21 protein-coding genes are annotated in these 24,394 nt (G+C 71.5%); 12 read left to right on the forward strand and 9 right to left on the reverse strand.

What is annotated here, in order from left to right; all coding sequences use genetic code 11:
* Window positions 1-144: 144 nt before the first annotated feature.
* On the reverse strand, window positions 145-1,098 hold the full coding sequence (gene pssA / locus ABZ342_RS45080) for a CDP-diacylglycerol--serine O-phosphatidyltransferase (protein ID WP_155540617.1): 954 nt from the start codon (window positions 1,096-1,098) through the stop codon (window positions 145-147).
* A 3-nt stretch (window positions 1,099-1,101) separates the two neighbouring features.
* Window positions 1,102-1,836: a phosphatidylserine decarboxylase gene (locus tag ABZ342_RS45085; RefSeq protein ID WP_155540618.1), complete on the reverse strand. Its 735-nt coding sequence runs from the start codon at window positions 1,834-1,836 to the stop codon at window positions 1,102-1,104.
* A 248-nt stretch (window positions 1,837-2,084) separates the two neighbouring features.
* On the opposite strand from ABZ342_RS45085, the gene ABZ342_RS45090 reads away from it, so the two are divergent.
* Entirely contained in the window at window positions 2,085-2,297 is a 213-nt protein-coding gene (locus tag ABZ342_RS45090; protein ID WP_155540619.1) for a hypothetical protein, read from the forward strand.
* 39 nt (window positions 2,298-2,336) lie between these two features.
* Here ABZ342_RS45090 and ABZ342_RS45095 read toward each other — a convergent pair whose 3' ends face one another.
* Window positions 2,337-2,621, reverse strand: a complete 285-nt coding sequence (locus ABZ342_RS45095) for a GlsB/YeaQ/YmgE family stress response membrane protein (RefSeq protein WP_155540620.1) — start codon at window positions 2,619-2,621, stop codon at window positions 2,337-2,339.
* 83 nt (window positions 2,622-2,704) lie between these two features.
* Between ABZ342_RS45095 and ABZ342_RS45100 the strand changes: the two genes are divergently transcribed.
* Together ABZ342_RS45100 and ABZ342_RS45105 are read left to right on the forward strand one after the other, a co-directional pair.
* Window positions 2,705-3,265 (forward strand): helix-turn-helix domain-containing protein, encoded by a 561-nt coding sequence (locus ABZ342_RS45100; RefSeq protein ID WP_360487116.1) that lies wholly within the window; start codon window positions 2,705-2,707, stop codon window positions 3,263-3,265.
* Window positions 3,262-4,515, forward strand: coding sequence for an MFS transporter (locus ABZ342_RS45105; RefSeq protein ID WP_360487119.1), 1,254 nt, complete (start codon window positions 3,262-3,264; stop codon window positions 4,513-4,515). The genes ABZ342_RS45100 and ABZ342_RS45105 overlap by 4 nt, the downstream gene beginning before the upstream one ends.
* Here the strand turns inward: ABZ342_RS45105 and glp are convergent.
* Window positions 4,469-5,662 carry a gephyrin-like molybdotransferase Glp gene (gene glp, locus ABZ342_RS45110; protein ID WP_360487122.1) on the reverse strand — a complete coding sequence of 398 codons (1,194 nt, stop codon included), beginning with the start codon at window positions 5,660-5,662 and terminating at the stop codon, window positions 4,469-4,471. The two genes, ABZ342_RS45105 and glp, sit on opposite strands and share 47 nt — an antisense overlap.
* 73 nt (window positions 5,663-5,735) lie before the next feature.
* Here glp and ABZ342_RS45115 point away from each other — a divergent pair, with 73 nt between their 5' ends.
* The 5 genes from ABZ342_RS45115 (at window position 5,736) to groL (ending at window position 10,815) form a co-directional block, all read left to right on the forward strand.
* Entirely contained in the window at window positions 5,736-6,413 is a 678-nt protein-coding gene (locus ABZ342_RS45115; RefSeq protein WP_155540624.1) for a TIGR00266 family protein, read from the forward strand.
* Window positions 6,413-7,036 carry an AIM24 family protein gene (locus tag ABZ342_RS45120; protein ID WP_360487125.1) on the forward strand — a complete coding sequence of 208 codons (624 nt, stop codon included), beginning with the start codon at window positions 6,413-6,415 and terminating at the stop codon, window positions 7,034-7,036. Before ABZ342_RS45115 ends, ABZ342_RS45120 begins: the two co-directional genes overlap by 1 nt.
* A gap of 112 nt (window positions 7,037-7,148) precedes the next feature.
* Window positions 7,149-7,355, forward strand: coding sequence for a cold-shock protein (locus ABZ342_RS45125; RefSeq protein ID WP_005164266.1), 207 nt, complete (start codon window positions 7,149-7,151; stop codon window positions 7,353-7,355).
* Window positions 7,356-7,421: 66 nt separating this feature from the next.
* Window positions 7,422-8,906 (forward strand): serine/threonine-protein kinase, encoded by a 1,485-nt coding sequence (locus tag ABZ342_RS45130; protein WP_360487128.1) that lies wholly within the window; start codon window positions 7,422-7,424, stop codon window positions 8,904-8,906.
* 280 nt (window positions 8,907-9,186) lie between these two features.
* Window positions 9,187-10,815 carry a chaperonin GroEL gene (gene groL, locus ABZ342_RS45135; RefSeq protein WP_360487131.1) on the forward strand — a complete coding sequence of 543 codons (1,629 nt, stop codon included), beginning with the start codon at window positions 9,187-9,189 and terminating at the stop codon, window positions 10,813-10,815.
* A gap of 61 nt (window positions 10,816-10,876) precedes the next feature.
* Here groL and ABZ342_RS45140 read toward each other — a convergent pair whose 3' ends face one another.
* From ABZ342_RS45140 to ABZ342_RS45150, 3 genes are all read right to left on the reverse strand, one after another.
* Window positions 10,877-11,200 (reverse strand): hypothetical protein, encoded by a 324-nt coding sequence (locus ABZ342_RS45140; protein ID WP_155540627.1) that lies wholly within the window; start codon window positions 11,198-11,200, stop codon window positions 10,877-10,879.
* Window positions 11,201-11,421: 221 nt separating this feature from the next.
* Window positions 11,422-11,637 (reverse strand): PspC domain-containing protein, encoded by a 216-nt coding sequence (locus ABZ342_RS45145; RefSeq protein WP_155540628.1) that lies wholly within the window; start codon window positions 11,635-11,637, stop codon window positions 11,422-11,424.
* Window positions 11,638-12,017: 380 nt separating this feature from the next.
* Window positions 12,018-12,947 (reverse strand): o-succinylbenzoate synthase, encoded by a 930-nt coding sequence (locus tag ABZ342_RS45150; RefSeq protein WP_360487135.1) that lies wholly within the window; start codon window positions 12,945-12,947, stop codon window positions 12,018-12,020.
* Window positions 12,948-13,020: 73 nt separating this feature from the next.
* Here ABZ342_RS45150 and ABZ342_RS45155 point away from each other — a divergent pair, with 73 nt between their 5' ends.
* Window positions 13,021-15,813: a BTAD domain-containing putative transcriptional regulator gene (locus tag ABZ342_RS45155; RefSeq protein ID WP_360487138.1), complete on the forward strand. Its 2,793-nt coding sequence runs from the start codon at window positions 13,021-13,023 to the stop codon at window positions 15,811-15,813.
* A 102-nt stretch (window positions 15,814-15,915) separates the two neighbouring features.
* Here the strand turns inward: ABZ342_RS45155 and ABZ342_RS45160 are convergent, their stop codons facing one another.
* Both ABZ342_RS45160 and ABZ342_RS45165 read right to left on the reverse strand, forming a co-directional pair.
* Window positions 15,916-16,761, reverse strand: a complete 846-nt coding sequence (locus ABZ342_RS45160; RefSeq protein ID WP_360487141.1) for a DUF72 domain-containing protein — start codon at window positions 16,759-16,761, stop codon at window positions 15,916-15,918.
* 531 nt (window positions 16,762-17,292) lie between these two features.
* Window positions 17,293-18,054, reverse strand: coding sequence for a DUF4253 domain-containing protein (locus ABZ342_RS45165; protein WP_360487144.1), 762 nt, complete (start codon window positions 18,052-18,054; stop codon window positions 17,293-17,295).
* A 290-nt stretch (window positions 18,055-18,344) separates the two neighbouring features.
* Between ABZ342_RS45165 and ABZ342_RS45170 the strand changes: the two genes are divergently transcribed.
* The 3 genes from ABZ342_RS45170 (at window position 18,345) to ABZ342_RS45180 (ending at window position 24,338) form a co-directional block, all read left to right on the forward strand.
* Complete coding sequence (locus ABZ342_RS45170; RefSeq protein WP_360487147.1) at window positions 18,345-21,368, forward strand: BTAD domain-containing putative transcriptional regulator; 3,024 nt, start codon at window positions 18,345-18,347, stop codon at window positions 21,366-21,368.
* 130 nt (window positions 21,369-21,498) lie between these two features.
* Window positions 21,499-22,932 carry a glycoside hydrolase family 19 protein gene (locus tag ABZ342_RS45175; protein WP_360487150.1) on the forward strand — a complete coding sequence of 478 codons (1,434 nt, stop codon included), beginning with the start codon at window positions 21,499-21,501 and terminating at the stop codon, window positions 22,930-22,932.
* Between the two features lie 26 nt (window positions 22,933-22,958).
* Window positions 22,959-24,338, forward strand: a complete 1,380-nt coding sequence (locus tag ABZ342_RS45180; protein ID WP_360487153.1) for a CHAP domain-containing protein — start codon at window positions 22,959-22,961, stop codon at window positions 24,336-24,338.
* Window positions 24,339-24,394 lie beyond the last annotated feature (56 nt).

A 24,394-nucleotide genomic window follows, 5' to 3' on the forward strand; every position in this document is an offset into this window, starting at 1 on the left:
AACGGTCGGTCACCACACACCGGCCGAAACCCGAACCAACTACGCTCAAGCCCACGCTGCCTAACAACCCCGTGTCCGCCTCACCGGGGCAACTCCACACGTGTGATTGGGAGGGCATCACGCGTGATTGGCGGGTCGACACGGCTACTTGCGGCGGAGGCCGATCTGGCGCCAGGAGCGGCGGCGCTGGCCGTTGCCGTTCTGGGAGGTTTCGCGGGGGGTGCGCATCGGCTCGCCGGTGCGGGGGAGGCGGACCGCGCGCATTGCCGCGCCCGCGACGCGGCGGCGCAGCGGGCGCCGCAGGCCCAGGCGGCGCGGGGAGGCGCGGCGGATCGCGCGGCGCTCGCGCGGCGGGACCGTCCAGGCCTCCGGGTGCGCGGCCAGCCAGCGGTGCCGGTAGACCGCGTACGGGATGTGCGCCAGGTACAGGATCATCGCCGCGAGCAGCGCGACCAGCGGGAACTGGATGATCGCCGCGGCCAGCAGGGCCACGCCGAGCAGCAGCGGCGCGATCGCCTTGGCCGGGGCCTTGACCGTCTTCAGCGACAGCGTCGGGATCCGGCTGATCAGCAGCGCCGCGATGGCGATCGTCCACGCCCACACGACGTACTGCGAAGACCACCAGCCCTCGCCCCACTGCAGGTACGCCACCAGCGGCAGCATCCCCAGCAGCCCGCCCGCGGGCGCCGGGACGCCGACGAAGAACTCGCTCGCGTACGCCGGCTGCTCGGTGTCGTCCAGCAGCGTGTTGAACCGCGCCAGCCGCAGGATCATGCAGACGGCGAAGATCAGCGACGCCACCCAGCCGATCCGGTCCGCGCCCGTCTGCCACACGTAGATGACCAGCGCCGGCGCGACGCCGAACGAGATGCCGTCGGACAGCGAGTCCAGCTCCGCGCCCATCTTCGACGTCGCGTCGAGCAGGCGGGCGATCCGGCCGTCCAGGCTGTCGAGCACCGCCGCGATGCCGATCGAGGCGATCGCCATCGCGAAGTTCTTCGTCAGCGCGAACTGCACGGCCGACAGGCCCGCGCACAGGGCGAGCACGGTGATGGCGTTCGGCAGCAGCCGGACGCCCGGGGTGGTCACGCGGACCATCGATCAGCCTTCCGAAAGCGACACAGGCGAGGCGGGGAGTTCGGCGATCACGGTCTCGCCGCCGACCGTGCGCTGGCCCTTGGCGACCAGCACGCGCGAACCCGGCGGGAGGTAGAGGTCGACCCGCGAGCCGAAGCGGATGATGCCGTAGGTCGAGGCGGCCCCGACCTTGTCGCCCTCGCGGATCTCGCAGAGGATGCGGCGCGCGACCAGCCCGGCGATCTGCACGACGACGAGCTCGTGGCCGTCTTCGGTGCGCATCAGCACGGAGTTGCGTTCGTTGTCGTCGCTGGCCTTGTCCAGGTCGGCGGAGAGGAACTTGCCCGGGCGGTAGGCGACGCGCTCGATCACGCCGTTCGCCGGCACGCGCTGGACGTGCACGTCGAACACCGAGAGGAACACCGACACGCGCATCCGCGGCTCGGCCGGCAGGCCCAGCTCGGCGGGCGGGACGGCTTCCTCGATCAGCGACACGAGACCGTCGGCCGAAGCGAGCGCGACGCCGTCACGCGGCGGCGGGACCCGCTTGGGCTCGCGGAAGAACGCGGCCATGGCCACCGTCGTGAGCGCACCGAGGACGCCGAGACGCTTGGAGAACCGGCGCGCGAGCAGCGTCGCGGCGACCCCGCCCGCCACGAACGGGCGGCCGGCCGGGTGCATCGGCGGTAGCGTCTCGCGGGCGAGCTGGACGGCGTGCGCGACGGGGTTGCCGGCGGAATCCGGCCGGGTGCCGCTCATGGTCGGGTCCCCTGTTTTCGTGTCGGAAGGACGCGTCGGCGCCGGGGTCCGGCGGCCGCGTACGGGCGCCCCCACGCTACCGCTGCCCCAGGTGGGGGTCGGCGCGTGCCCCTGGTCGGCTCCCTCGTGAGGGTGTCCCCGCAGCGGGTGGGAGTGGCCACATCCCGGTAACGCAAGGTCGAACTCAGCGATAACACTCAGTAGTCGGCGCCGTTCGCGGCGCTGCCACGAGACCTTGTGAGGGGACGATGACCGATCACCGCGATCCCGCCGAAGCTCGCCTCGACGAGCTCCTGGGCGCGTGGTGCCGGGAGATCGAGGAGGTGCCGGTGCCGCGGCTGGTGGACCCGGTGCGCGCCGTCGACATCGTCATCGAGGCGAAGAAACGCGGCCGGGTGCATGCGCCCCCCGACGGCGCAGGCACCCGGCCACCGGGCGATGCGCGTGAGGAAGCATTTTAACGGTCTGAACGGCCTCGAACGCGGTTCGTCCGGCAAAAGTTACGAACGATCGCCCGGACGACGGCCGAGACCGCTCACGAGCCGCAGGATCGCCAGCAGCACGACGGCGCCGAGGACGGCCACGCCGAAGCTGGGGAAGTCGAAGTCGAACGTCTTCGACTGGCCGGTCGCGAGCCGGTAGAGCAGCCCGCCCAGGGCCGCGCCGATCACGCCGACGAGCACGCTGACCAGGCAGCCTTGCCGGCGCCGGTCCCGGCCGCCGACGACGAGGTTCCCGGCCCAGCCGACGATCGCCCCGAAGATCACCCATGCGACGAAACCCATGGCGGGAGCTTACGCGGGGCCGGTCGGACGAGATGCACAAGAGTCATTGCACAAGAACTCTTGTACAACTACTCTTGTGCTTCATGAGCGACGAGGTCCGGGACATCCGGGATTCGAAGGTGCTGGCGGCGGTTTCACACCCGCTGCGGCGACGGCTGATGGAACTGCTCCACCTCGACGGCCCGGCGACGGCGTCGATGCTGGCCGGCAAGACCGACCAGGCGGTCGGTAACATCAGTCACCACATGAAGGTGCTGGCCGCGGCCAAGCTGGTCGAAGTGGCGCCCGAGCTGGCGCGCGACCAGCGGGAACGCTGGTGGAAACGATCCGCGAAGACCCTCCGGTGGGCGGCCGCGGACTTCCCGGACGACCCGGTCGCCGAGGCCGCCGAAGTGCTGACCCTCGACCACCAGATGGCGGTCGCGCGCGAGTGGCTCGCGACGCGCGAGACCTATCCGCCGGAGTGGCGGGGCGTGGCGTTCAGCACCGACACCTGGATGCGCCTGTCCGCCGCCGAGCTCGACGAGCTCAACGAGCGGGTCCTGCTGCTGCTGGCCGAGTTCGAGGACCGCACCGAACCCGGTGACGGCGTCGAGCGCCGTCCGGTCTTCTTCGTCGCGCGGGCTTCGCTGGGCAAGCCGTGAAGGGGCTCTGGGGGAACAGGGACTTCCGGCTGCTCTGGACCGGCGAGACCACGAGCATGCTCGGCAGCATGGTCGCGAGCACGGCGTTGCCGCTGGTCGCGGTGCTCACGCTGCAGGCGAGCACCTTTCAGGTCGGCGTGCTGACCGCGGTCGCGTGGCTGCCGTGGCTGGTGGTCGGCCTGCCCGCCGGCGCGTGGGTCGACCGGCTGCCGAAGCGGCCGGTGATGCTGGTCTGCAACACGGTGTCGATGGCGGTGTTCGGCAGCGTCCCGGTCGTGGCGGCCTTCGGCGTGCTGACCATGCCGTACCTGCTGGGCGCGGCCCTGCTCGGCGGTACCGCGAAGGTCTTCTTCAGCCTCGCCTACCGCGCGTACCTCCCGGCGCTGGTGGGCCAGGACGAGCTCCTCGGCGCCAACGCCAAGATCCAAGGCAGCGAGTCCGCGACGCAGGTCGCCGGGCCGGGCCTGGCCGGGCTGCTGGCGCAGGCGTTCGGCCCGGTCAGCGGGATCCTCGCGGACGCGGTCAGCTTCGGGATCTCCGTGCTGTGCGTGCGGGCGATCCGGGTGCGCGAGACGCTCGTCCCGGCCGAGCGCACGCCGTTGCGCAGCCAGATCGCCGAAGGGCTGCGGTTCGTCGCCGGTGACCGGTACCTGCGGTCGATGATGGCCTTCGCCGCCGCCTCGAACCTCGCGCTCACCGGGTACACGTCGATCCAGATCGTGTTCCTGTCCCGCACGCTCGGCGCGGGTCCCGGCCTCGTCGGCCTGGTCCTGGCTTCGGCCGCGACGGGCGGGGTGCTCGGCGCGATGCTGGCCGCCCGGCTCGGCGCGCGCTTCGGCGCCGCGCGGGCGTTCCTGCTCTGCGAGGCCTTCGCGGCCCCGATGATGCTGCTCGGCCCGCTCGCCGGACCGGGCGCCGGCCTGGTGCTGTTCGTGCTCGCGGACTTCGGCGTCTGTGCCGGCGTCGTCGCCTCGAACGTGCTGACCGCGACGTTCCGGCAGCGCTACTGCCCGCCCGAGCTGTTCGGCCGGATCACCTCGAGCGCTTCCCTCGTCGCCTACGGGACGATCCCGCTGGCCGGGGTGCTCGGCGGTGCGCTGGGCGAGGCGATCGGCGTCCGCGAGACGCTCTGGGTCGCCGCTGTGCTGCTGATCGCGGCGCTCCCGCTGCTCGCGCCGTACCGGAAGCTGCGCGACTTCCCGGTCAGAGCAGCAGGACGTCCACCTCGTCGCCAACCGCTGCCGTTGTGACGTCTTCCGGCAGCACGATCAGGCAGTTGGCCTGCGTGAACGCGGCCAGCAGGTGCGAGCCGGGGCCGCCGCGCGGCCCGACGACCCCGGTGACCTCCCCGTCGGACGGCGTGAACACGCCCCGGCGGTACTGACGGCGGCCGCCCGGCGAGGACATCGCCTCGGTCAGCCGGGCCCGCACTCGCCGTCGTGAGACGTCGGTGTGGCCCAGCGCCGTCAGGATCGCCGGGCGCAGGAACGCCTCGAACGACACCAGGACGCTCACCGGGTTGCCGGGCAGCGTCACCACCGGGACGCCCTGCCAGCGTCCGCAGCCCTGCGGCCCGCCCGGTTGCATCGCGATCTTCGCGAACTCGACGCCCTGGCCGGTCAGCGCGTCCTTCACCACTTCGTACGCGCCCGCGCTGACCCCGCCGGAGGTGACCAGCAGGTCCGCGTCGGCCAGCTTCGGCTCGATGACCTTGCGGAACTCCTCGACGTCGTCGACGACGCTGCGGACCACCTCGACCTCGCAGCCGAGGTCGCGGACCGCGGCGGCGAGCATCACGCTGTTGGACTCGTAGATCTGGCCGTGCCGCAGCGGGGCGGGCGCGTCGATCAGCTCGGTGCCGGTCGAGGCGATCAGCACGCGCAGCGGCCGGTGCACCCGCACCTCGGCGAGCCCGACGGCGGCCGCCAGGCCCAGCTGTGAATGGCCGAGGACGGTCCCGGCGGACAGCGCCACGCTGCCTTCGACGACGTCCTCGCCGGTGTGCCGGATGTGCGCGCCTTCCTTGGCGGCGGCGGAGATCGTGACGGTTTCGGTGCCGCCGTCGGTGTCTTCGACCATCACGACGGCGTCCGCGCCGGGCGGCAGCGGGGCGCCGGTCATGATCCGGTGCGCCGTGCCCGGTTCGAGGGTCCCGACATCGACGCGGCCCGCCGGGATGTCGTCGGCGACCGGCAGTGTCACCGGCGGCGCGGCGACGTCGGCGGCGCGGACCGCGTAACCGTCCATCGCCGAGTTGTCGAAGGGCGGGAGGGAAACGCCGGCCCGCACGTCCTCGGCCAGGACGAGGCCGGCCGCGGCGGCGAGGGGCAGGTCGGTCGCGGGAGTGGTGCCCAGGAGCGCGGCAACGCGGTCGCGGTAGTCGTCGACGGAGATCACCGGACCATCCTCCACCCCCGTGCGGGGCATGCAAGACTCTCGTCGTTCGAGAGCACGCCATCGGGGAGTACGCATGCAGGTCCAGGTCCGTCAACAGCCCTCGTTCGCCGTCGCCAGGATGATGCTGGCGCCCGGCGAGCCGTGCCAGGTCGAGTCCGGCGCGATGATGGCCACCAGCTACGGCGTGCAGGTCCAGTCCCAGTCGCAGGGCGGGATCATGAAGGGCCTCGGCCGCGCGTTCCTCTCCGGCGAGTCCTTCTTCATCTCCACCTTCACCGCGCCGCAGAACGGCGGCTGGGTCGACGTCGCGGCCAACCTGCCCGGTGACATCCAGGTGATCACCCTCGACGGCCGGACCGGCTGGGCCGTCACCCGCGGCTGCTGGCTCGCGTCGTCGCACGGCGTGCAGACCGAGACCAAGTGGGGCGGGATGAAGAACCTGATGGGCGGCGAAGGCGGGTTCCTGACGCACGCCACCGGCCAGGGCCAGCTGCTCGTCGCCTGCTACGGCGCGGTCGAGACCATCACCCTGCAGCAGGGCGAGATGGTCACCGTCGACACCGGGCACGTCGTCGCGTACGCCGACACCGTGCAGTACCAGATCCGGAAGGTCGCGACGGGCATCATCCAGTCCATGAAGAGCGGTGAGGGCCTCGTGTTCGACTTCGTCGGCCCCGGCCAGATCATGACGCAGACGCGCAACCCGTCCGCGCTGGTCAGCTGGATCGTCTCGCACGTCCCCTCCCGCTGATGCGCGTCCAGACCCGGCACACCCCCGGCTTCGGTGTCGCCCGCGTCCTGCTCGACCCGGGCGAGTCCGTCCAGGCCGCGCCCGAAACGCTGCTCGCCAGCCGCTTCGGCGTCACCGAGGCACCGGCGGGCCGCGGCGGCGTCCGCGCGGGCAAGTCCACGACGACGGTCTACACCGCGCCTTCGGACGGCGGCTGGATCGACTTCGCGCCGCTGCGCCCCGGTGACGTCTACCCGCTCGACCTGGGCGGCGGCACCGGCTGGTCGGTACATCGCGACGCCGTGCTGGTGCGGCCGTCGTCGGTCCGGCACGACCCGAACTGGGTACCGCTGCAGCAGCTCTTCGGCGCCGACTCCGGGTTCCTCGAGCACTACAGCGGGGCCGGGCCGCTCGTGCTGGCCGCGCCCGGCCCGGTCGACGCGTTCGAGCTCGGCAAGGGCGAGCTGGTCACCGTCCGGCCGGACTACCTGCTGGCCTACCCCGACACCGTGCAGTGCCGGCTGCGGGCGCTCGATCCCGGCGGCCCGCAGTCGCTGCGCAGCGGGGAAGGGCTCGCGGTCGACTTCGCGGGGCCCGGGACGGTGCTCGTGCAAGCGCGGAACCGTCGCCTTTCTTCGGCGTGATCTTCAGACGAATTGCCCATTGCCGAGGGGAATAATTCCGGTAGCGTGATTGACACTTCCGCCGCTGGCATCCGCTCGGGCCAGCGGATCCTTTGTGCTGAGGGAGGGCGCCGTGGCTGTCGGCACCGTCAAATGGTTCAACTCGGAAAAGGGCTACGGGTTCATCGAATCCACCGAAGGACCGGACGTGTTCGTCCACTATTCGGCCATTCAGGCCGACGGATTCCGCACTTTGGACGAAGGTGACCGCGTCGAGTTCGAAGTCCAGTCCGGGCGTGACGGGCGGAGCCAGGCCGCGGACGTGCGCAAGGTGTCGTAACGACCTTCATCACCCGATTGGCGAACCCCCGGCAGGCTCCGAACCAGGGACGTTAGGCTGCCGGGCGTGACAGGCGATGTGTCGGGGGACCTCACCGGTCGCCGGCTGGGCAACTACCGCATCGACGGAGTGCTCGGCAAGGGCGGCATGAGCGTGACCTACAAGGCCACCGACGTGCGGCTGGGCCGGAAGGTGGCGCTCAAGGTCATCGGTGATCACCTCGGGACCGACGCCGAGTTCCGCGAGCGGTTCGTCGACGAGGCACGCAACACGTCCGCGATCGACCACGCCAACGTCGTGCCGCTGTACGACTTCGGCGAGCTCGACGGCATGCTCTACATCGCCATGCGCATGGTCGACGGCGGCGATCTCGCCGGCCTGATCGCGGGCGGGCCGATCGCGCCCGCGCGCACGCTGACGATGCTCGACCAGGTCGCGGACGCTCTCGACACCCTGCACAACCGTGGTCTGGTCCACCTCGACGTCAAGCCGGCCAACGTGCTCGTGACGAAGAAGGAGACCTCGCGCGAGCACGTGTACGTCGCCGACTTCGGGCTGACCCGGCGCGGCGCGACGGGACACCGGACGCGCGGCGGCGACTTCCTCGGCTCGCCGACGTACGCGGCGCCCGAGCACCTGCGCGGCGAGCCGCTGGACGGGCGCACCGACCAGTACGCGCTGACGTGCGTCCTCTACGCCTGCCTCACCGGCAGCCCGCCGTTCAAGGGCGACGTGCCGACGGTGATCAAGGGCCACCTCAACGGCGACCCGCCGGCGATCTCCCGCGCCGTCGCGCTGCCGCCGGCGATCGACGAGGTCATCCGGAAGGGGATGGCGAAGAGCCCCGCGGACCGCTACCCCAGCTGCGTCGAGCTGATCGCGGCCGCCCGCCGCGCGCTCGGCCCCCTGGCGGCGTCCGACACCCCACCGGGTCCTCCCGGGTCGAATTCGGGGGGAATCCCCGCGCCGCAGCGCCCCGGTCAGGTACAACAGGGGCCGCACCAGAACAGCGCACCGCAGGGAGAGGGGGCCCCCGTGCATCCGTACGGAGGACAGCAGCCCGGCTACGGCCAGCAGCCCGGGCCGCAGGGGCCGCCCCCGGGCATGCCGCCCCAGGGCATGCCGCCGCAGGGCCCGCCGCCCGGCTACGGCTACCCCCAGCAGGGCCCGCCTCCGCAGGGGCCGCCCCCGGGCATGCCACAGGGCCCGCCGCCGGGGTACGGCTACCCGCAGCAGCCGGGCATGCCGCCGCAGGGCTACGGCCAGGACCCGATGCGGCTGCGTCCCCCGATGCCGGCCGGCGGCGCGGGCGCGTTCCACCAGCCGAAGAGCAGCGGCGGCAAGAAGTGGATCTTCCTCGTCCTCGGCCTGCTCGTGGTGGCCGGCCTGATCGTCGGCGCGATCTTCCTGTTCGGCGACGGCGGTAGTGGCGGCGGTGGCACGACGACGGCCCCGAACATCCCGGTCGGCCCCGGCGGCGACTCGCAGGGCAACCCGACGTCGTCGCTCAACGCCCCGCCGACGTCGATCTCCATCAAGCCCGGCAACTGACCCGGGCGTCGTTCACGACGTCGCGGGCTCACGAGATCGTGCCGCGCTGAGCTGGCCTTCTTGCACTCTCCCCCGCAGAGTGCTAAACACGGACTTGGCACTCGACGCCGTCGAGTGCCAAAGGTCGGGACGGTGAGGCTGGCCCCCACCCGGGTCCAGTCGTCCGTCGCGGGCACCGAGCCTGGCCGAGGAAAAGAGTCCTGCCGTCGCCGCTGCAGTGCTGAGACATTCGGACAGCGCAGCGCGGCGGTGGCGCCCAATACCGGAGGACCACACCGCAATGGCCAAACTGATCGCGTTCGACGAGGACGCCCGCCGCGGTCTCGAGCGTGGCTTGAACATCCTCGCCGAAGCCGTCAAGGTGACCCTCGGCCCGCGGGGCCGGAACGTCGTGCTCGAAAAGAAGTGGGGCGCGCCGACCATCACCAACGATGGTGTCTCCATCGCCAAGGAGATCGAGCTCGAGGACCCGTGGGAGAAGATCGGGGCGGAGCTCGTCAAGGAGGTCGCCAAGAAGACCGACGACGTCGCGGGTGACGGCACCACCACCGCCACCGTGCTCGCCCAGGCCCTCGTCAAGGAAGGCCTGCGCAACGTCGCGGCCGGGGCCGACCCCGTCAGCCTGAAGCGCGGCATCGAGGCGGCCGTCGAGGCCATCACCGAGCAGCTGCACAAGGCCGCCGTCCAGATCGAGACCAAGGAGCAGATCGCTGCTACCGCCTCGATCTCGGCCGCTGACCGCACCATCGGCGAGCTGATCGCCGAGGCGCTGGACAAGGTCGGCAAGGAAGGCGTCGTCACCGTCGAGGAGAGCAACACCTTCGGTCTCGAGCTCGAGCTCACCGAGGGCATGCGCTTCGACAAGGGCTACATCTCGGGTTACTTCGTCACCGACCCGGAGCGCCAGGAAGCCGAGCTGGAGGACCCCTACATCCTCCTCTTCGGTTCCAAGATCTCCACCGTCAAGGACGTCCTGCCGCTGCTGGAGAAGGTCATCCAGTCCGGCAAGCCGCTGCTGATCATCGCCGAGGACGTCGAGGGCGAGGCCCTGGCCACCCTCATCGTCAACAAGATGCGCGGCACCTTCAAGTCCGTCGCCGTCAAGGCCCCGGGCTTCGGTGACCGCCGCAAGGCGATCCTGCAGGACATCGCGATCCTGACCGGTGGCCAGGTCATCTCCGAGGACGTCGGCCTCAAGCTGGAGAACGCGGACCTGTCCCTGCTGGGCAAGGCCCGCAAGGCCGTCATCACCAAGGACGAGACGACCATCGTCGAGGGTGCGGGCGACGCCGACCAGATCCAGGGTCGCGTCAACCAGATCCGCGCCGAGATCGACAACTCGGACTCGGACTACGACCGCGAGAAGCTGCAGGAGCGGCTCGCGAAGCTGGCCGGCGGCGTGGCCGTCATCAAGGCCGGCGCCGCGACCGAGGTCGAGCTCAAGGAGCGCAAGCACCGCATCGAGGACGCGGTGCGCAACGCCAAGGCCGCCGTCGAAGAGGGCATCGTCGCCGGTGGTGGCGTCGCTCTCATCCAGGCTGCCGAGGCTGCCTTCGCGGGCCTGAAGCTCGAGGGCGACGAGGCCACTGGCGCCAACATCGTCAAGGTGGCCGTCGAGGCCCCGCTCAAGCAGATCGCGATCAACGCCGGCCTCGAAGGCGGCGTCGTGGTGGAGAAGGTCAAGGGCCTGCCGCAGGGTCACGGCCTCAACGCCGCCACGGGTGTCTACGAGGACCTGCTCGCCGCCGGCGTGCCGGACCCGACGAAGGTCACCCGCTCCGCGCTGCAGAACGCCGCTTCCATCGCGGCGCTGTTCCTGACCACCGAGGCCGTCGTGGCGGACAAGCCGGAGAAGGCTTCGGCCGCTCCCGCCGACCCGTCCGGTGGCATGGGTGGCATGGACTTCTGAGTTCGGCTGCTTCGAACGCCCGGTCCGCTTCGGCGGGCCGGGCGTTCTTTATGAGCGCTGTCTATGGTTTGGTGAAGAACCAGACGGCGTAGGCGCCGAGGATGACGACGCCGAGTGCGAGCACCCCGAGGCCCCCGAGCCAGGCGGTGCTCGCCTCTTCCGCTTCCAGCGCGACGACGATGGCGCCGATCCCGGTGAGCAGGATCCAGATCGCGAGCGCGGCGGCGGTGTAGAGCACGGTTTTGGTGACGCTGGTACTGCCGGTGTCGTTGAAGGCGAGCGCGAAGAAGGCGGAGAAGGCGGTCAGCCCCAGTCCGGCGATCAGGTAGAGCCCGCCCAAGATCCCGACGACGATCTTCGCCGCCGTTCTGCTCCCTTGATCCACGACCGCGAACCCTAACCCCTCGCACGGGGTTCGCGGTGGTCATTTGCGCTGGTCGGACCAGTGCGCTACGCCGAACGGCCCGGACGTCCCCTTGGCGTCCGGGCCGTTCCCGCGCCGACGTCCCCCGCGGACCGGCGCTCCTGGCGTCCCCCGACGCCTGCGTCACACCCCTGATCGTCCGGCGGGCACCGGCTCCCCCTGCGAGCCGGTGCCCGCCCGGGTCAGGAGCCCTCTTCCGGCGTCAGGATCGCGGCGGCGACGTAGACCGGAATGGCGATCCCGACGGAAAGGAAAACGGCGGCGACCATGCCGATGCGCAGGATGCTGGCGTCGATGCCGAGGTAGGTGGCCCAGCCACCGCAGACGCCGGTGAGCATCTTGTCGCCGGTGCTGCGGCGGAGCTTCTTGGTTTCCGGGGTGTACACGCTGTTCGTCATGCAGCAATAGTGCTTCCGGGCGGGGTGCTGCCACATCCGGAACGGCCCGGACCCCGACCCTGAACTTGACCTCGGGGAAAACCGGATATTCCCCACCACGGGCGGGGGGTGGGGCGGGGTACGCCGGCGAACCACGAATTGTCCCCAGGTCGCCGAACCCTGGCTGACCTGGCTGCGCGACCTGCGGCGCGGGAAGCACGCGCAGGACTAAGCCATCGCGGTCGTCGCGGAGCTGGAAGACCGGCTCGACCGGCTGGTGCGGGGTGCGTCGCCGTTGCCGGAGCAGCCGGACCGGGCCTGGGCCGACCAGTGGCTCGTGGGGGCCTACGACTCGGCGTGGCGGGCGGCCTGAGGTCGTGAGTGGGAAACAGGGTTCTCACTCACGACAACCCGCGCACCCGCTCGAGCCGGGCTTCCCACGCCGCCCGCACTTCGGCTGACGCCCGGTACGCGTCCGTCGGCTCCGGTGCCTGGCGTGGCACCGGCAGGTATCCGTCCACAGGGGACAGTGGTGACGCGCAGACGTCGCCTTCCAGCAAGGAAATCGTCCCCAGTCCACAAGCGAATTCCAGATCCGGGAGCGCGCCGGCCAAGGCGAGTCCGGCGGCCAGGCCGACGCTCGTCTCCACCGCCGACGACACCACGCACGGCAGTCCGCACGCCTCCGCGACCTCCAACGCCCGCCGCACGCCGCCCAGGGGCGCCACCTTCAGCACCGCGATGTCGGCCGCTCCCGCGACCGCCACCTTCAGCGGGTCCTCCGCCCGGCGGATCGACTCGTCGGCCGCGATGCGGACCGGGACCCGGCGGCGGACCGCCGCCAGGTCGTCGATCGTCGGGCACGGCTGCTCCGCGTACTCCAGGCCGCCCGCCGCCTTGTCGAGGTCGATGATCGCGCGGACCGCCGTGTCGACGTCCCACGCCATGTTCGCGTCGATCCGCACCGCGCCGGCCGGGCCGAGCGCGTCGCGGACCGCCGCCACCCGGTCACAGTCGTCCGTCAACGACGAACGCGGGTCCGCCACCTTCACCTTCGCCGTCCGGCAGCCGGACGCGCGCACCAGTTCGTACGCTTTCTCCGCGCCGACGACCGGCACCGTCGTGTTCACCTCGACCCGGTCGCGCACCGGCGCCGGCCAGCCCGTCTCGCTCGCTTCGAGGGCCGCGTGCAGCCAGGGGAGGCTCTCGGCGTCCGAGTAGTCGGCGAACGGGCAGAACTCGCCCCAGCCCGCCGGACCCGGCAGCAGGACGCCCTCCCGGACCGTGATGCCGCGGAACCGATTGCGCAGGGGGATCGCGTAGACCTTCATCGTCGCCGATCATGCCATCCCCCGACTTCGGTAAACGGGTGCCGAACTGCGCGTTTCCGGCCAGAATGACTCCGTGGTCCTCGACTTCCGCGTGCTGGGTCCGGCCGAGGTCACGGCAGACGGCCACCCGGTGCCGCTCGGGGGCAGCCGGCCGTTGATCGTCCTGGCCGGGCTTTTGCTGCGCGCGAACCGGGTCGTGCCGGTCGACGAGCTCGGCCGCTGGCTCTGGAACGACGACCGCCGCCGCTCCAAGGGCGCGCTCCAGACGTACGTCCTGCGCCTGCGCCGCGCCCTCGGCGACCAGGTCTCGATCCGCACCGAGAGCGGCGGCTACCTGATCGAGCTCGACGACGACCTGCTGGACCTCTCGCGGTTTCGCGCCCTCGCCATCCGGGGGAAGGCCGCGATGGACCGCGGCGAAAGCCGGCGAGCGGCCGCGCACTTCGCCGAAGCGCTCGGGCAATGGCGGGGCGCGGCGCTGCTGAACGTCGAGTCGGACGCGCTGCACCGCGACGAGGCCGGTCAGCTCGCCGAGGAACGGCTGCGCGTCCGCGAGCAGTGGGCGGACGCCCTGCTCGACGTCGGCGAGTACGGCACCGTCATCCCCGAGCTGACCCGGCTGACCAGGGAAAACCCGCTGCGGGAGCGGCTGCACGAGCAGCTGATGGTCGCGCTCTACCGGTCGGGCCGGCAGGCCGAGGCGCTCGACGTCCACCGCCGGATCAGCAGCGTGCTGGCCGAGGAGCTGGGCCTCGACCCCGGGCCGTCACTGCAGCGCACCCGCCAGGCGATCCTCACCGGCAGCGAGGGCGCCGACCCCGCCCGGCTGGCGCGCTACCGGCTCGGCGCCGAACCGCAGGTGCCGCACCAGCTGCCCGCCGACCTGCGGGCCTTCTCCGGGCGGGAGTGCGACCTCAAGGCGTTGCACGCGCTGTTGCCGGAAGCGATCGACGCCGGCACGTCGACGCCGATCGCGTCCGTCGAGGGCATGGGCGGCATCGGCAAGACGACGTTGGCCGTGCACTTCGCGCACGAGATCGCCCACCGGTTCCCCGGCGGGCAGGTCTACCTCAACCTGCGCGGCTACGGGCCGGGCGAGCCGGTCGAGCCGTCGGCGGCGCTGGAGGCGATGCTCACGGCGCTGGGCGTGCCGTGCGAGGCGATCCCGGCCGACCTCGACGGCCGTGCGGCCAGCTGGCGGACGCACAGCGCCGGCCGGCGGCTGCTCGTCGTGCTCGACAACGCCAACCGCACCGAGCAGGTGCGCCCGCTGCTGCCCGGGCCGGGCTGCCTGGTCGTGATCACGAGCCGCTGGCAGCTGCGCGCACTGGTCGCGACGCACGGCGCGCGGCGGATCGCGCTGGAGGAGCTGGGTGAGGAGGACGCCGTCGAGCTGCTCGCGTCGACCATCGGCTTCGACCGGGTGGCACGGGATTCCGCGGCGACCGAGCGGTTCGTCCGCTACTGCGGCGGGCTGCCGCTGGCGATCCGGATCCTCGCCGTGCGGGCGGCGCAGTTCCCCGACCTGCCGCTCGACGAGTTCGTCGACTCGCTCGAAGCCGACCTGCTCGGCTCGTTCGACCTCGCCGACGGTGAGGGGACGAACATCCGCTCGGTGTTTTCGTACTCCTACCAGGCACTGGAACCGCCGACGGCGCGGTTGCTGCGGCTGCTCGGGCTGCCCACCGGCGTCGACTTCACCGCGCCGGTGGCGGCCGCGGTCGCCGGGCTGGACGTCCCGGCGACGCGGCCGATGCTGGAAACCCTGGCCGCCGCGCACCTGCTCGCCCAGCCGCGGCCGGGCCGCTACCAGTTCCACGACCTCATCCGGGCATACGCCGGCGAAGTCGCTTCGCAGGTCGACACGCCTTCGGAGCGCGACGCCGCCCTGGATCGGCTGCTGGACTGGTACCTGGCGTCGGCGCTGAACGCGTCACGGCGGATGCGGCCGGAGCGCTACTACCGGCTGCTGGACCTCGACGACCTGGACGGCGGCCAGACGTTCACGGCGTACCACGACGCGTTGGACTGGTTCGGCGAGGAAGCCGGCAACCTGATCGCCGCGGTCCACCTGGCGCGGCACCGCCGCGACGACGTCTGCTGGAAGCTGGCTTGGCTGCTGCAAAGCCACTTCGCGACGCGCTCGCGGCTCGACGAGTGGCGCTCGGTGTTCGCGGTGGCGCTCGAAGCCGCGCGGGCCGGCGGTCACCGGCCGGGCGAGGCGGGCATCCTGAGCGGGCTCGGCGTCGTCAACGGCGTCGCGCGGAAGTACGACGAGTCGCGGCGGTTCCTGGAGCAGGTGCTGGCGATCCAGCGCGAGCTCGGCGCGCGGGAGGGCGAGGCGCGGGCGCAGTACAACCTGGCGATGGCGGCGCACAACCTCGACGACTACGCCGGGGCGTACGAGCACGGCATGCAGGCGCTGGAGATCGTCCGCGAGCTGGGGCTGGGGGCATTCGAGGCGAGCGTGCTGCGGGCGCTGGGCGACATCTGCACGTCGATGGGCGACCACGACCAGGCGCTCCGGCTGGCCGATGCGGCGCTGGCGGTGCTCGGCCCGGACGGTGAGCCGGTGGACCGGAGGTTCACCCTGCACACGCGCGGGCTGGCGCTGGTCGGGCTGGGCCGGGTGGACGAGGGCATCGCCTGCATCCGCGACTCGGTCGCGATGTTCTTCGAGATGGGCGAGCAGTACGAGGCGGCGGACGTGCTGGCCCAGCTGGGGACGATCCACCTGCGCACCGGCGACCGGGCGGTGGCGCGGGAGTGCTGGGTCCGCTCGGTGCGGCTGCTGACGGAGCTGGGGCACCCGGACGCCGACGACGTGCGCGCGAAGCTGGCGGCTCTGGTGGGCACCGGGAGCTGACGGGGTGCGCGTGGCGGACCGCCCGCGTGCCGACCCCCAGTGACAGCACGCAAGCCGGTCCGGCCCGCCTGTCCACTCAAGCCGATGGCGCTCACTGTCCACTCACTGTCTTGTTCGCGGGATGACGCCGAGCAGGTCGGCCAGGGCCTCGGCGTTGCGCGGAGCCTCGACCTTCACGTCGTTGTCGAAGTAGACGAGGACGTCGCGCTTGCCGTCGTCGTGCCAGGTGCGGATCTTGTCGGCCCAGTCGCGCAGGGCGCGGTCCGAGTAGCCGCTGACGTACAGCTCCTCGTCGCCGTGGAGGCGGAGGTAGGCGAAGTCCGCGGTCTGGTCCTCGAGGAACGGCCACTTGCCCGCGGTGTCGGCTACGACCAGGGCGATTCCGTGCTTTCGGAGGAGTTCCTTCGCCGCTGGCTCGGCGAAGCTCGGGTGCCGGACTTCGAGTGCGTGTCGTAGGGGTTTTCGCGGTCCGGCTTCCAGGTACGGGGTTCCTTTCAGCTTGTCGTCGTGCTTCGTCGCCAGCTCGGCCGCGTCGGTCGTCGTGCGGGGCAGGAGGGCGAAGAAGTTCGCGAGGCGGTCGGGGTCGAACGTCAGTCTCGGGGGTAGCTGCCAGAGGAACGGGCCCAGTTTCGCGCCCAGGGCGAGGACTCCGGAGGCGTAGAAGTTCGCCAGTGCCGTTTCGACGTCGCGGAGTTGCTTCATGTGCGTGATGAAGCGGCCGCCCTTCACCGCGAAGAGGAAGTCGGACGGGGTTTCGTCGAACCACGCGCGATAGCGCTCGGGGCGCTGCAGTGAGTAGAAGGAGCCGTTGATCTCGACCGTGTTCATGCGGCGGGACAGGTATTCGAGCTCACGTCGCTGGGCCAGGCCCGGTGGGTAGAACACTCCGCGCCAGGGTGGGTAGCGCCAGCCTGACGTGCCTATGCGGATTTCGGCGATTTTCCTCACCGCCTTTCCGCGGGGGGTGGTTCCCGGTCGGTGGTGGTTCCAAACTCTGCGGATCTTGGACGGGTGGACCGTGGGGCGGGACAGGTGACCTGATTTTGCGGACGGTCGTCTTGTGGGGCCTTTTCGTCGTTTGCTCATCGGGGGCCTGGGTTCTGCTGTGGGTGGAAGGCTGTTCTCGTCGGTCCGGCAGGCTCTGGGTGTTTCGACTGTCCTCGCCGGATGGGCAGGCTCTGGGTGAAAGACTGCCCTCGCCGGGCGGGCAGGCTCTGGGATGGCCTTGGGGGCTGCTGTTGGCTCGCCTTGTGTTGGGGGTCGCTGGGGGTCATCCCGTCGCCTGATCGAGGCCTATCACTTTGAGCCAGGCCCGCAAGCTTGCGCTTTCTTCTTGGCTTGGGCTGGTGGTTGCGGGCCTGGCTCAAAGTGATTTGACGGCCTCAGGCGACGGGATGACCTCCCAGCTCTCTTTTCGGGCACCGCGGCCTGCGGCCGCGCCTCGCCGCGCGGCCGGCCTCGGCCTTCGGCCATCGGGCCTCATGCCCAGGAGAACCGCCATACCCTCGACTGCACCAAGCCCGAGGCGTACTCCCTCAGGTTCCCCGGCTGGCCTGCGAACGTCGGCAGGCTGAACGCCCGGTGCTCCGCTGCCACCGTCAATGCCCTCGCCTGGTTCCTCGGCGGTGCTGACACCGACAGCTCCAGCGTGTCGAACCCCAGCACCACCAGCGTTGCCCCGAAACGGTCCTCCCAGCTGCGCAGCACCGCCGACAGCTCGGCCACCTGGTCCGTGCACTTGATCATGCCCGTCCAGCCCAGCAGGGCCGGGATGTCCGCCGGGCGCTCGGTCTGGACCAGGCCCAGCCGGTGCGGGGCGCGCGACGACAGGATTGAGCCCGTGTTGCCCGCCTCGGCCAGGGGGTCGGACCTGCGGGGGCTGCGCTTGGCCAGGCCCGGGAACCTCGGGCCGAACGGGCGCAGGCACGCGCCGTCGCAGCAGGAACTGTCCCACCAGCGGGCCAATGCTCCCGCCGCGTCTGCCGAGGCCACTCGGTGGCCTGCTGGGGCCAGGCGGCCTCGGTCGTCGATCCAGTCCTCGCCGTTCGCCGCGAAACGCTGGTCGTGGGGGATCAGCACCGGCCACAGCCCGGACCGCTCGAACTCGGCCACACAGCCCAGGTAACGCTCGGGCCGGGTCAGTGGCAGGTCCGACACCCACAGCCTGCCGTGCCACGACCCCGGTGGCAGGGTCTGGACCGGCGGTGCGGGCGTACCGGGGCGGAGCGGTGCGATCGTCATGACGTCCCCTCGAACTTGTGTTCGGATGGTGCATGTCGAACAGTAGTTCGAGGGTCCGACAATTTCCAGCGATCTGGCCGCTCATCCGTTCGAGTGAATCCGCAAATGTGCAGGTCAGAGCGTTGCTGATACTGATGTGACACGAGGTGTTGCTGAGACACGCCACTGCGCCGAAGGAGTGGCCGGACGCAAGGAGACGAACACGACAGACCGGTCACCGGTGCGGATCTTGCCTGGGCCGTGATCGATTGCCAGGCTCGTCCAGTACGACGGTCCATCGGAGAGGGTGCATGGAGTTCCACGTGCTGGGGCAGGTCGAGGTGGCGGTCGACGGCCGCGTGATCGGCCTCGGCGGTCCGAAGCCGCGCACGCTCCTCGCGCTGCTCGCCGTGAACGCGGGGCACGTCGTCCCGCTGGAGCAGGTGATCGACGCGATCTGGGGCGAGGACCCGCCGGACCAGGCGCGCGCCGCCGTCTACACCTACGTCTCGGCCCTGCGGCGGGCGCTGGCGGGCGGTGGTGACCCCGACGTGCTCGCGCGCAGCGGGGGCGGCTACCGGCTGGCCGTCGACCTCGACCAGGTCGACCTGCACGTCTTCACCCGGGACCTGTCGGCGGGCCGTCGCGCGCGGGCCGCCGGTGAACCCGGCCGCGCCAGCGCCCTCATCCGGGACGCTCTCGCGGCGTGGCGGGGGACCGCGCTGGGCGGCACGCAGGGCCGGTGGGCGGAGAACGAACGGGCCCGGCTGGAGGAACTGCGGGTCGCAGCTCTGGAGGACCGCGTCGACGTCGACCTCGAGACCGGCGAAGGGGAGCCGCTGGTCCCGGAACTGACCTCCGCCGTCGCCGCGCACCCGCTGCGGGAACGGCTGCGCGCCCAGCTCATGCTCGCGCTGCACCAGAGCGGCCGCCGGGGCGACGCACTCGCCTGCTACCAGGACGGCCGCCAGACGCTCCTCGGCGAGCTGGGGCTGGAACCCGGCCCCGTGCTGCAGGCCGCCCACGAACGCGTCCTGCGCGACGAGCACGACCCGCCCGCCGGCCGGCCGCGCCCCGAGGGCCGCCGGGTCCCGAGTCAGCTCCCGTTCGACATCGCCGACTTCACCGGACGGGCGCGCGAAGTCGCGGAGCTGACCCGGAAACTGTCCGAGGCGGCCGCCGGGTCGCGGTTGTGCGCCGTCTACGGCAAGCCCGGCTCGGGCAAGAGCACCGTCGCCGCGCACGTCGCGCACCGCGTGCGCGAGCACTTCCCCGACGGCCAGCTCTACGCGTCGCTGCGCGGCGTGCAGGTCGTCCGCGCCGACCCGGCCGAAGTGCTGGCCGGGTTCCTGCGCGCGCTCGGCGTGCCGGACCAGGACGTCCCGGCGCGGCTGGAGGAACGCGCCCAGCTCTACCGCACGATGCTCGCCGACCGGCGCATCCTCGTCGTGCTCGACGACGCTTCCGACGAACGCCAGGTCCGTCCCCTGCTGCCCGGCGGCCACACCTGCGCCGCACTGGTGACCAGCCGCGAACGCCTCGGCGCGGTCGGCGGCGCCACCCACCTGCACCTGCCCGTGCTGGACGAGCGGGAAGCGCTGGAACTGCTGAGCCGGGTCGTCGGCGGCACCCGGGTCGCCGAGCAGCCCGAAGCCGCCCGTGAGCTGGTGCGCCTCTGCGGCAACCTGCCGCTCGCCGTGCGCATCGCCGGCGCCCGGCTCGCCGCGCGGCCGCAGTGGAAGGTCGGCAAGCTCACCGAACGTCTTCGCGGGCAGCACCGGATCCTGCAGGAGCTGACCCTCGGAGATCTGGAGGTGCGCGGCAGCCTCTTCCTCAGCTACGACGGCCTGGACGAGCGGGAGCGCACCGCACTGCGCCGGCTCGGCCTGCTCGACGTGTCCTCGTTCGGCGCGTGGGTCGCGGCGCCGCTCCTCGGCTGTGACGGCCATGAGGCGGAGAAGGTCGTCGAGCGGCTCGTCGACGCCCAGCTGCTCGACGTGTCCACAGTGGACGACGGCGGCGCGGCGCGCTACCAGATCCACGATCTGACGCGCGCTTTCGCCCGCGAACGCGGGGAGGCGGAAGAGACCGCGGACGACGTCCAGGCGGTGACCGCCAGGGCCGCCGAGTGCTGGCTGGAGCTGGTCGAGCTCGCGGGCCGGCAGGCGCCGCACGTTCCCGCCGAGACGGGCGCGCTGGTCCGATACCTCGATCCGGCCCGGATCGACGAGATCCTCACCGATCCCGACGCGTGGTTCGACGCCGAGCAGACCGGCCTCGTCGGCGTGGTCGAGCGGGTCAGCGGGCTGGACCTCACCGACGTCGCGACCCGGCTGGCCGCGGCGTTGTGCTCGTCGGTGTTCGCCGTGCGCAACCTGTTCGGCCAGTGGTGGCGCACGCACAACGCGGCTCTCGCGGCCGCGCGCCGGACCGGTGACCGGACCGGGGAGGCGAGGCTGCTCTCGGGCCTGGGCTGGCTGCGCTACGAGCAGGACCGCTTCGACGAGTCGATCGCCTACCACGAGCAGGCCCTCGCCGCCTACGAGCTCGGTGGTGACCGGCACGGGCAGGCCATGAGCCGCCTCGACCTCAGCACCGTGCAGTGCGAGTACGGCCAGTTCGCCCAGGCGCGGCAGTCCCTCGACCTCGCGGTTCCCGAACTGCGCGAGCTGGGTGAGGAGCAGGCGGTCGTCCAGGCGCTGCACGGGCTCGGCCGCGTCCTCACCGAACAGGGCGAGCTGGACGGCGCCCTGGTCGCCGTCGAGCTCGCGGCGGCGGGATACGCGAAGACGGGCGACGCGACCAGCCGGGCGGTCGCCCTGCGCTCGGTGAGCCTCGTGCACCGCGCCGCCGGACGGCTCGGCGAAGCGGCCCGTTACGGCCAGGAGGCGGTGGACCTGCTGCGCGACGTCGGCGACCCGCTGATGTCCGCCTACGCCGTGCAGGCGCTCGCCAAGGTCCGCATCCGCCAAGGTCGCGGTGAGGAGGTGCGCGACGCCATGCGCGCGTGCCTGGCGACGTGCCACGAGATGCAGGACGGCTTCGGCCAGGGCCTGATGCTGCGCACCCTCGGCGAACTGGAGCTCGCCGCCGGACGGTTCCCCGAGGCGCGCGCCCACCTCGAGCGGTCGGTCCAGTGGTGGGACGCGCTCGTGCTGCCGGTCTGGCGGGCGCGCACCCTGCGCGATCTGGCCACGACGCTCGACGCCCTCGGCGAGACGGCGGGCGCCGAAGCGGCGTGGGTGGAAGCCGAGGGCCTCTTCCGCCTGCACGGCAGCCGCGAGGCGCGGGAGCCGCGACGTCTCGCCGACGCGGTCCGTCCGGTCGGCAGCTGAAGAACGGCTTTCAGGTTTCTTTGACCCCGCCGGGAGAGGCTCATCCCGTCCCGAAGGAGAACAGGGGGCGGTGCGCGGCACCGCACTCGGGACGGTGCGGATCTTTCCCACGGTGAAGAAGGGATCAACCATGTCTTCGGTCAGGATCACGTTGACCACCGCCGCGCTCGTCGCGGGCCTCGCGGTCGGCGGGCTGCCGGCGATCGCGTCGGCCGGGGAGCTGCCGCCGGGCGCCCAGCGCATCGGGGTGCTGGCCGGCGGGCAGCTGCTCGTCAAGGAGGGGAACCTGTACGACTCCTGGGTGCCGGAGATCGACGGGGTGAAGAAGTTCGAGATCGCGGGCGACCGGATCGGCGTGCTGACCGCCGACTCGCGGCTGCTGGTCAAGGAAGGCAACCTCTGGACGAGCTGGGTCGAGGAAGCGAACAACGTCCGTGACTTCCGGCTCGCCGGCAACCGGATCGGCGTGGTGCGCAACGACACCACGGTCGCGGTCAAGGACGGTGCGCTGGACGCGGCCTGGGTCGAGGAGACCAGCGGCGTCAAGGACCTGGAGCTGACCCCGACCCGGGTCGGCGTGGTGTTCGAGAACGGCCTGGCGACCGTCAAGGAAGGCAACCTCTACGCACCCTGGGTGGACCAGATGGGCGGGGTCGCCGACCTCGAGCTCTCCGCCGACCGGGTCGGGGTCCTGCGCACCGACGCGACTGTCGCGGTCAAGGAGTCCAACCTCTGGTCGAACTGGGTCGAAGAAACGTCCGGCGTCAAGCAGCTGAAGCTTTCCGGCAGCCGCATCGGGGTCGTGCTCGACAACGGGCTCGCGACCGTCAAGGAGGGCAACCTCTACGCGGGCTGGGTCAACCAGCTCCCCAACGCCGCCAACCTGCAGATCGCCGGTGACCGCATCGGCGTGCTGCGCACCGACGGGAGCGTCACCGTCAAGGACGGCGGCCTCTACGGGACGTGGGTCGAGCAGATCGGCGGCGTCCAGCAGCTGGCCCTCGCCGCCGCCGGCACACCCTCGACGGGTGGCCAGGTGTCGCTGGCCGACATCACCGCCGTCTACGGCTCGACCTACGCCACGGACACCGTCGCGGCCGGGCTGCCGAGCCTCAACGCCGAGATGACGGCCGGGGGCATCACCACGCCGAGCCGCAAGGCCGCGCTGCTCGCCACGCTCAAGCACGAGAGCGGATTCCGCTACAACGCGGGCGAAGCGGGCCACTCCGAGCCGTACCGGGGCCGCGGGTTCATCCAGCTGACCGGCGACTTCAACTACCAGGCCGCGGGCAACGCGCTCGGCCACGACCTGCTGAACCACCCGGACGACGCCGCGACGCTCGACTGGAGCGCCAAGGTCGCCCGCTGGTACTGGGGCTACCGCAACATCAACGCCGCCGCGGACAACTACGACATGGGCGCGGTCGGCCGGGCGATCGGCTACTCCTCCACCCTCGACCCGACCGAGTCGCTCAACCGGTGCGCCGACTACAAGAAGGCGCTCGCCTACTTCAACGGCGGCTCGCTGCCCGTCGCCGACGGCGCGATCAACTGCACCCGCTGATCCCCTTTTCCCGCAAGGAGAACGCCATGTCGCTCAAACGCGCCACCACGACCGTCCTCGCCGCCGCCGTCCTCGCCCTGCTGGGCGCGGTCCCGGCCCACGCCGACACGCGCACCGACGTCCGCGACCTCGCCGCCGCGAACCTGCACAAGCAGACCTGCAGCACGAACAGCCTCGGCGGCACCGGGTTCATGGACAGCTGCCGGATGCAGTGGGCGTGGTGCGCCGACTTCGTCAGATGGGTGTGGGGCAACCGGAACCTCAACGTCGACCGGCTGACCGCCGCGGCGGGCAGCTTCTACCTGTACGGCCAGCAGAAGGGCACGCTGCACACCGATCCCGGCTACGTCCCGCAGGTGGGTGACGCGGTCGTCTTCAACTACCAGGGCAACGGCTACGCCGACCACGTCGGCATGGTCGACACGGTCAACGCCGACGGCACCATCCGCACGATCAACGGCAACTGGGGCAACGGCGGCCCCGGCAGCACCAGCGTCCAGTTCGGGTCCGGGCCCGGCCGGGTCGGCCAGTACCTCGCCGGGCAGCAGATCTCCGCGTTCGTCAGCCCGGTCGGGCTGTCCGAGCCCGGGAAGCCGGTCACCCCGCGCCTCGGCGTGCGGTTCGGGGACAGCTCGGCGCAGGTGAAGGAGGGCAACCTCTTCGAGGGCTGGACGAACGTCTACGGCGGCGGCGCCGTCAAGTCCGAAGTGCACGGTGACATGGTCGGCGTGCTCACGAGCGCGGGCGACCTGTTCGTCAAGCAGGGCAACCTGTACCAGCAGTGGGTCCACCAGGCGAGCGGCGTCAAGGACTTCGCGCTCGAGTCGGCGGCGGGCCGCATCGCCGTCCTGCGCACCGACGGCACGGTAGCGGTCAAGGAAGGCGGCCTGCAGGGCGGCTGGGTCGAAGAGACCAACAACGCCAAGGAGGTCGAGCTCTCGGGCGACTACATCGCCGTCGTCGACAACAACGGCGCGGTGTTCGCCAAGCAGGGCAACCTGTACGCGGGCTGGGTGAACGAGCTGGGCGGCGGGGCCGACGTCGAGGTGGACGCGAGCACCGGCCGCATCGCGGTCGTGCGCAACGACGGTTCGCTGACGGTCAAGGAAGGCGGCCTGTACGGCGCTTGGGTCGAGCAGACGTCCGGGGTGAAGCAGGTCGACCTGTCCGGCGACTACCTCGGCGTCGTCTTCACCGACGGCCTCGCGTCGGTCAAGCAGGGCAACCTCTACGCGGGCTGGATCAACCAGCTCCCGGGCGCGGCGAAGATCGAGGTCGACGCCCCGACCGGCCGCGTGGGCGTGCTGCGCGGAGACGGTTCGCTGGCGGTCAAGGACGGCGGCCCGTACGGCTCGTGGGTCGAGCAGACCAGTGGGGTGGGCGACTTCCAGCTCACGAACTACTGATCCGGCGGTGAGTGCGGGCCACGTCGAGGGGGCGTGGCCCGCACTTCCGTGTCTCG

This window comes from Amycolatopsis sp. NPDC005961, assembly GCF_040629235.1.
In the GTDB taxonomy this organism is placed as follows: domain Bacteria; phylum Actinomycetota; class Actinomycetes; order Mycobacteriales; family Pseudonocardiaceae; genus Amycolatopsis; species Amycolatopsis camponoti.

Coding starts and splice junctions, on each gene's coding strand:
- pssA (WP_155540617.1), bottom strand. CDS start 1,098: ATGGTCCGCGTGACCACCCCGGGCGTCCGGCTGCTGCCGAACGCCATC.
- ABZ342_RS45085 (WP_155540618.1), bottom strand. CDS start 1,836: ATGAGCGGCACCCGGCCGGATTCCGCCGGCAACCCCGTCGCGCACGCC.
- ABZ342_RS45090 (WP_155540619.1), top strand. CDS start 2,085: ATGACCGATCACCGCGATCCCGCCGAAGCTCGCCTCGACGAGCTCCTG.
- ABZ342_RS45095 (WP_155540620.1), bottom strand. CDS start 2,621: ATGGGTTTCGTCGCATGGGTGATCTTCGGGGCGATCGTCGGCTGGGCC.
- ABZ342_RS45100 (WP_360487116.1), top strand. CDS start 2,705: ATGAGCGACGAGGTCCGGGACATCCGGGATTCGAAGGTGCTGGCGGCG.
- ABZ342_RS45115 (WP_155540624.1), top strand. CDS start 5,736: ATGCAGGTCCAGGTCCGTCAACAGCCCTCGTTCGCCGTCGCCAGGATG.
- ABZ342_RS45120 (WP_360487125.1), top strand. CDS start 6,413: ATGCGCGTCCAGACCCGGCACACCCCCGGCTTCGGTGTCGCCCGCGTC.
- groL (WP_360487131.1), top strand. CDS start 9,187: ATGGCCAAACTGATCGCGTTCGACGAGGACGCCCGCCGCGGTCTCGAG.
- ABZ342_RS45145 (WP_155540628.1), bottom strand. CDS start 11,637: ATGACGAACAGCGTGTACACCCCGGAAACCAAGAAGCTCCGCCGCAGC.
- ABZ342_RS45150 (WP_360487135.1), bottom strand. CDS start 12,947: ATGAAGGTCTACGCGATCCCCCTGCGCAATCGGTTCCGCGGCATCACG.
- ABZ342_RS45165 (WP_360487144.1), bottom strand. CDS start 18,054: ATGACGATCGCACCGCTCCGCCCCGGTACGCCCGCACCGCCGGTCCAG.
- ABZ342_RS45170 (WP_360487147.1), top strand. CDS start 18,345: ATGGAGTTCCACGTGCTGGGGCAGGTCGAGGTGGCGGTCGACGGCCGC.
- ABZ342_RS45175 (WP_360487150.1), top strand. CDS start 21,499: ATGTCTTCGGTCAGGATCACGTTGACCACCGCCGCGCTCGTCGCGGGC.
- ABZ342_RS45180 (WP_360487153.1), top strand. CDS start 22,959: ATGTCGCTCAAACGCGCCACCACGACCGTCCTCGCCGCCGCCGTCCTC.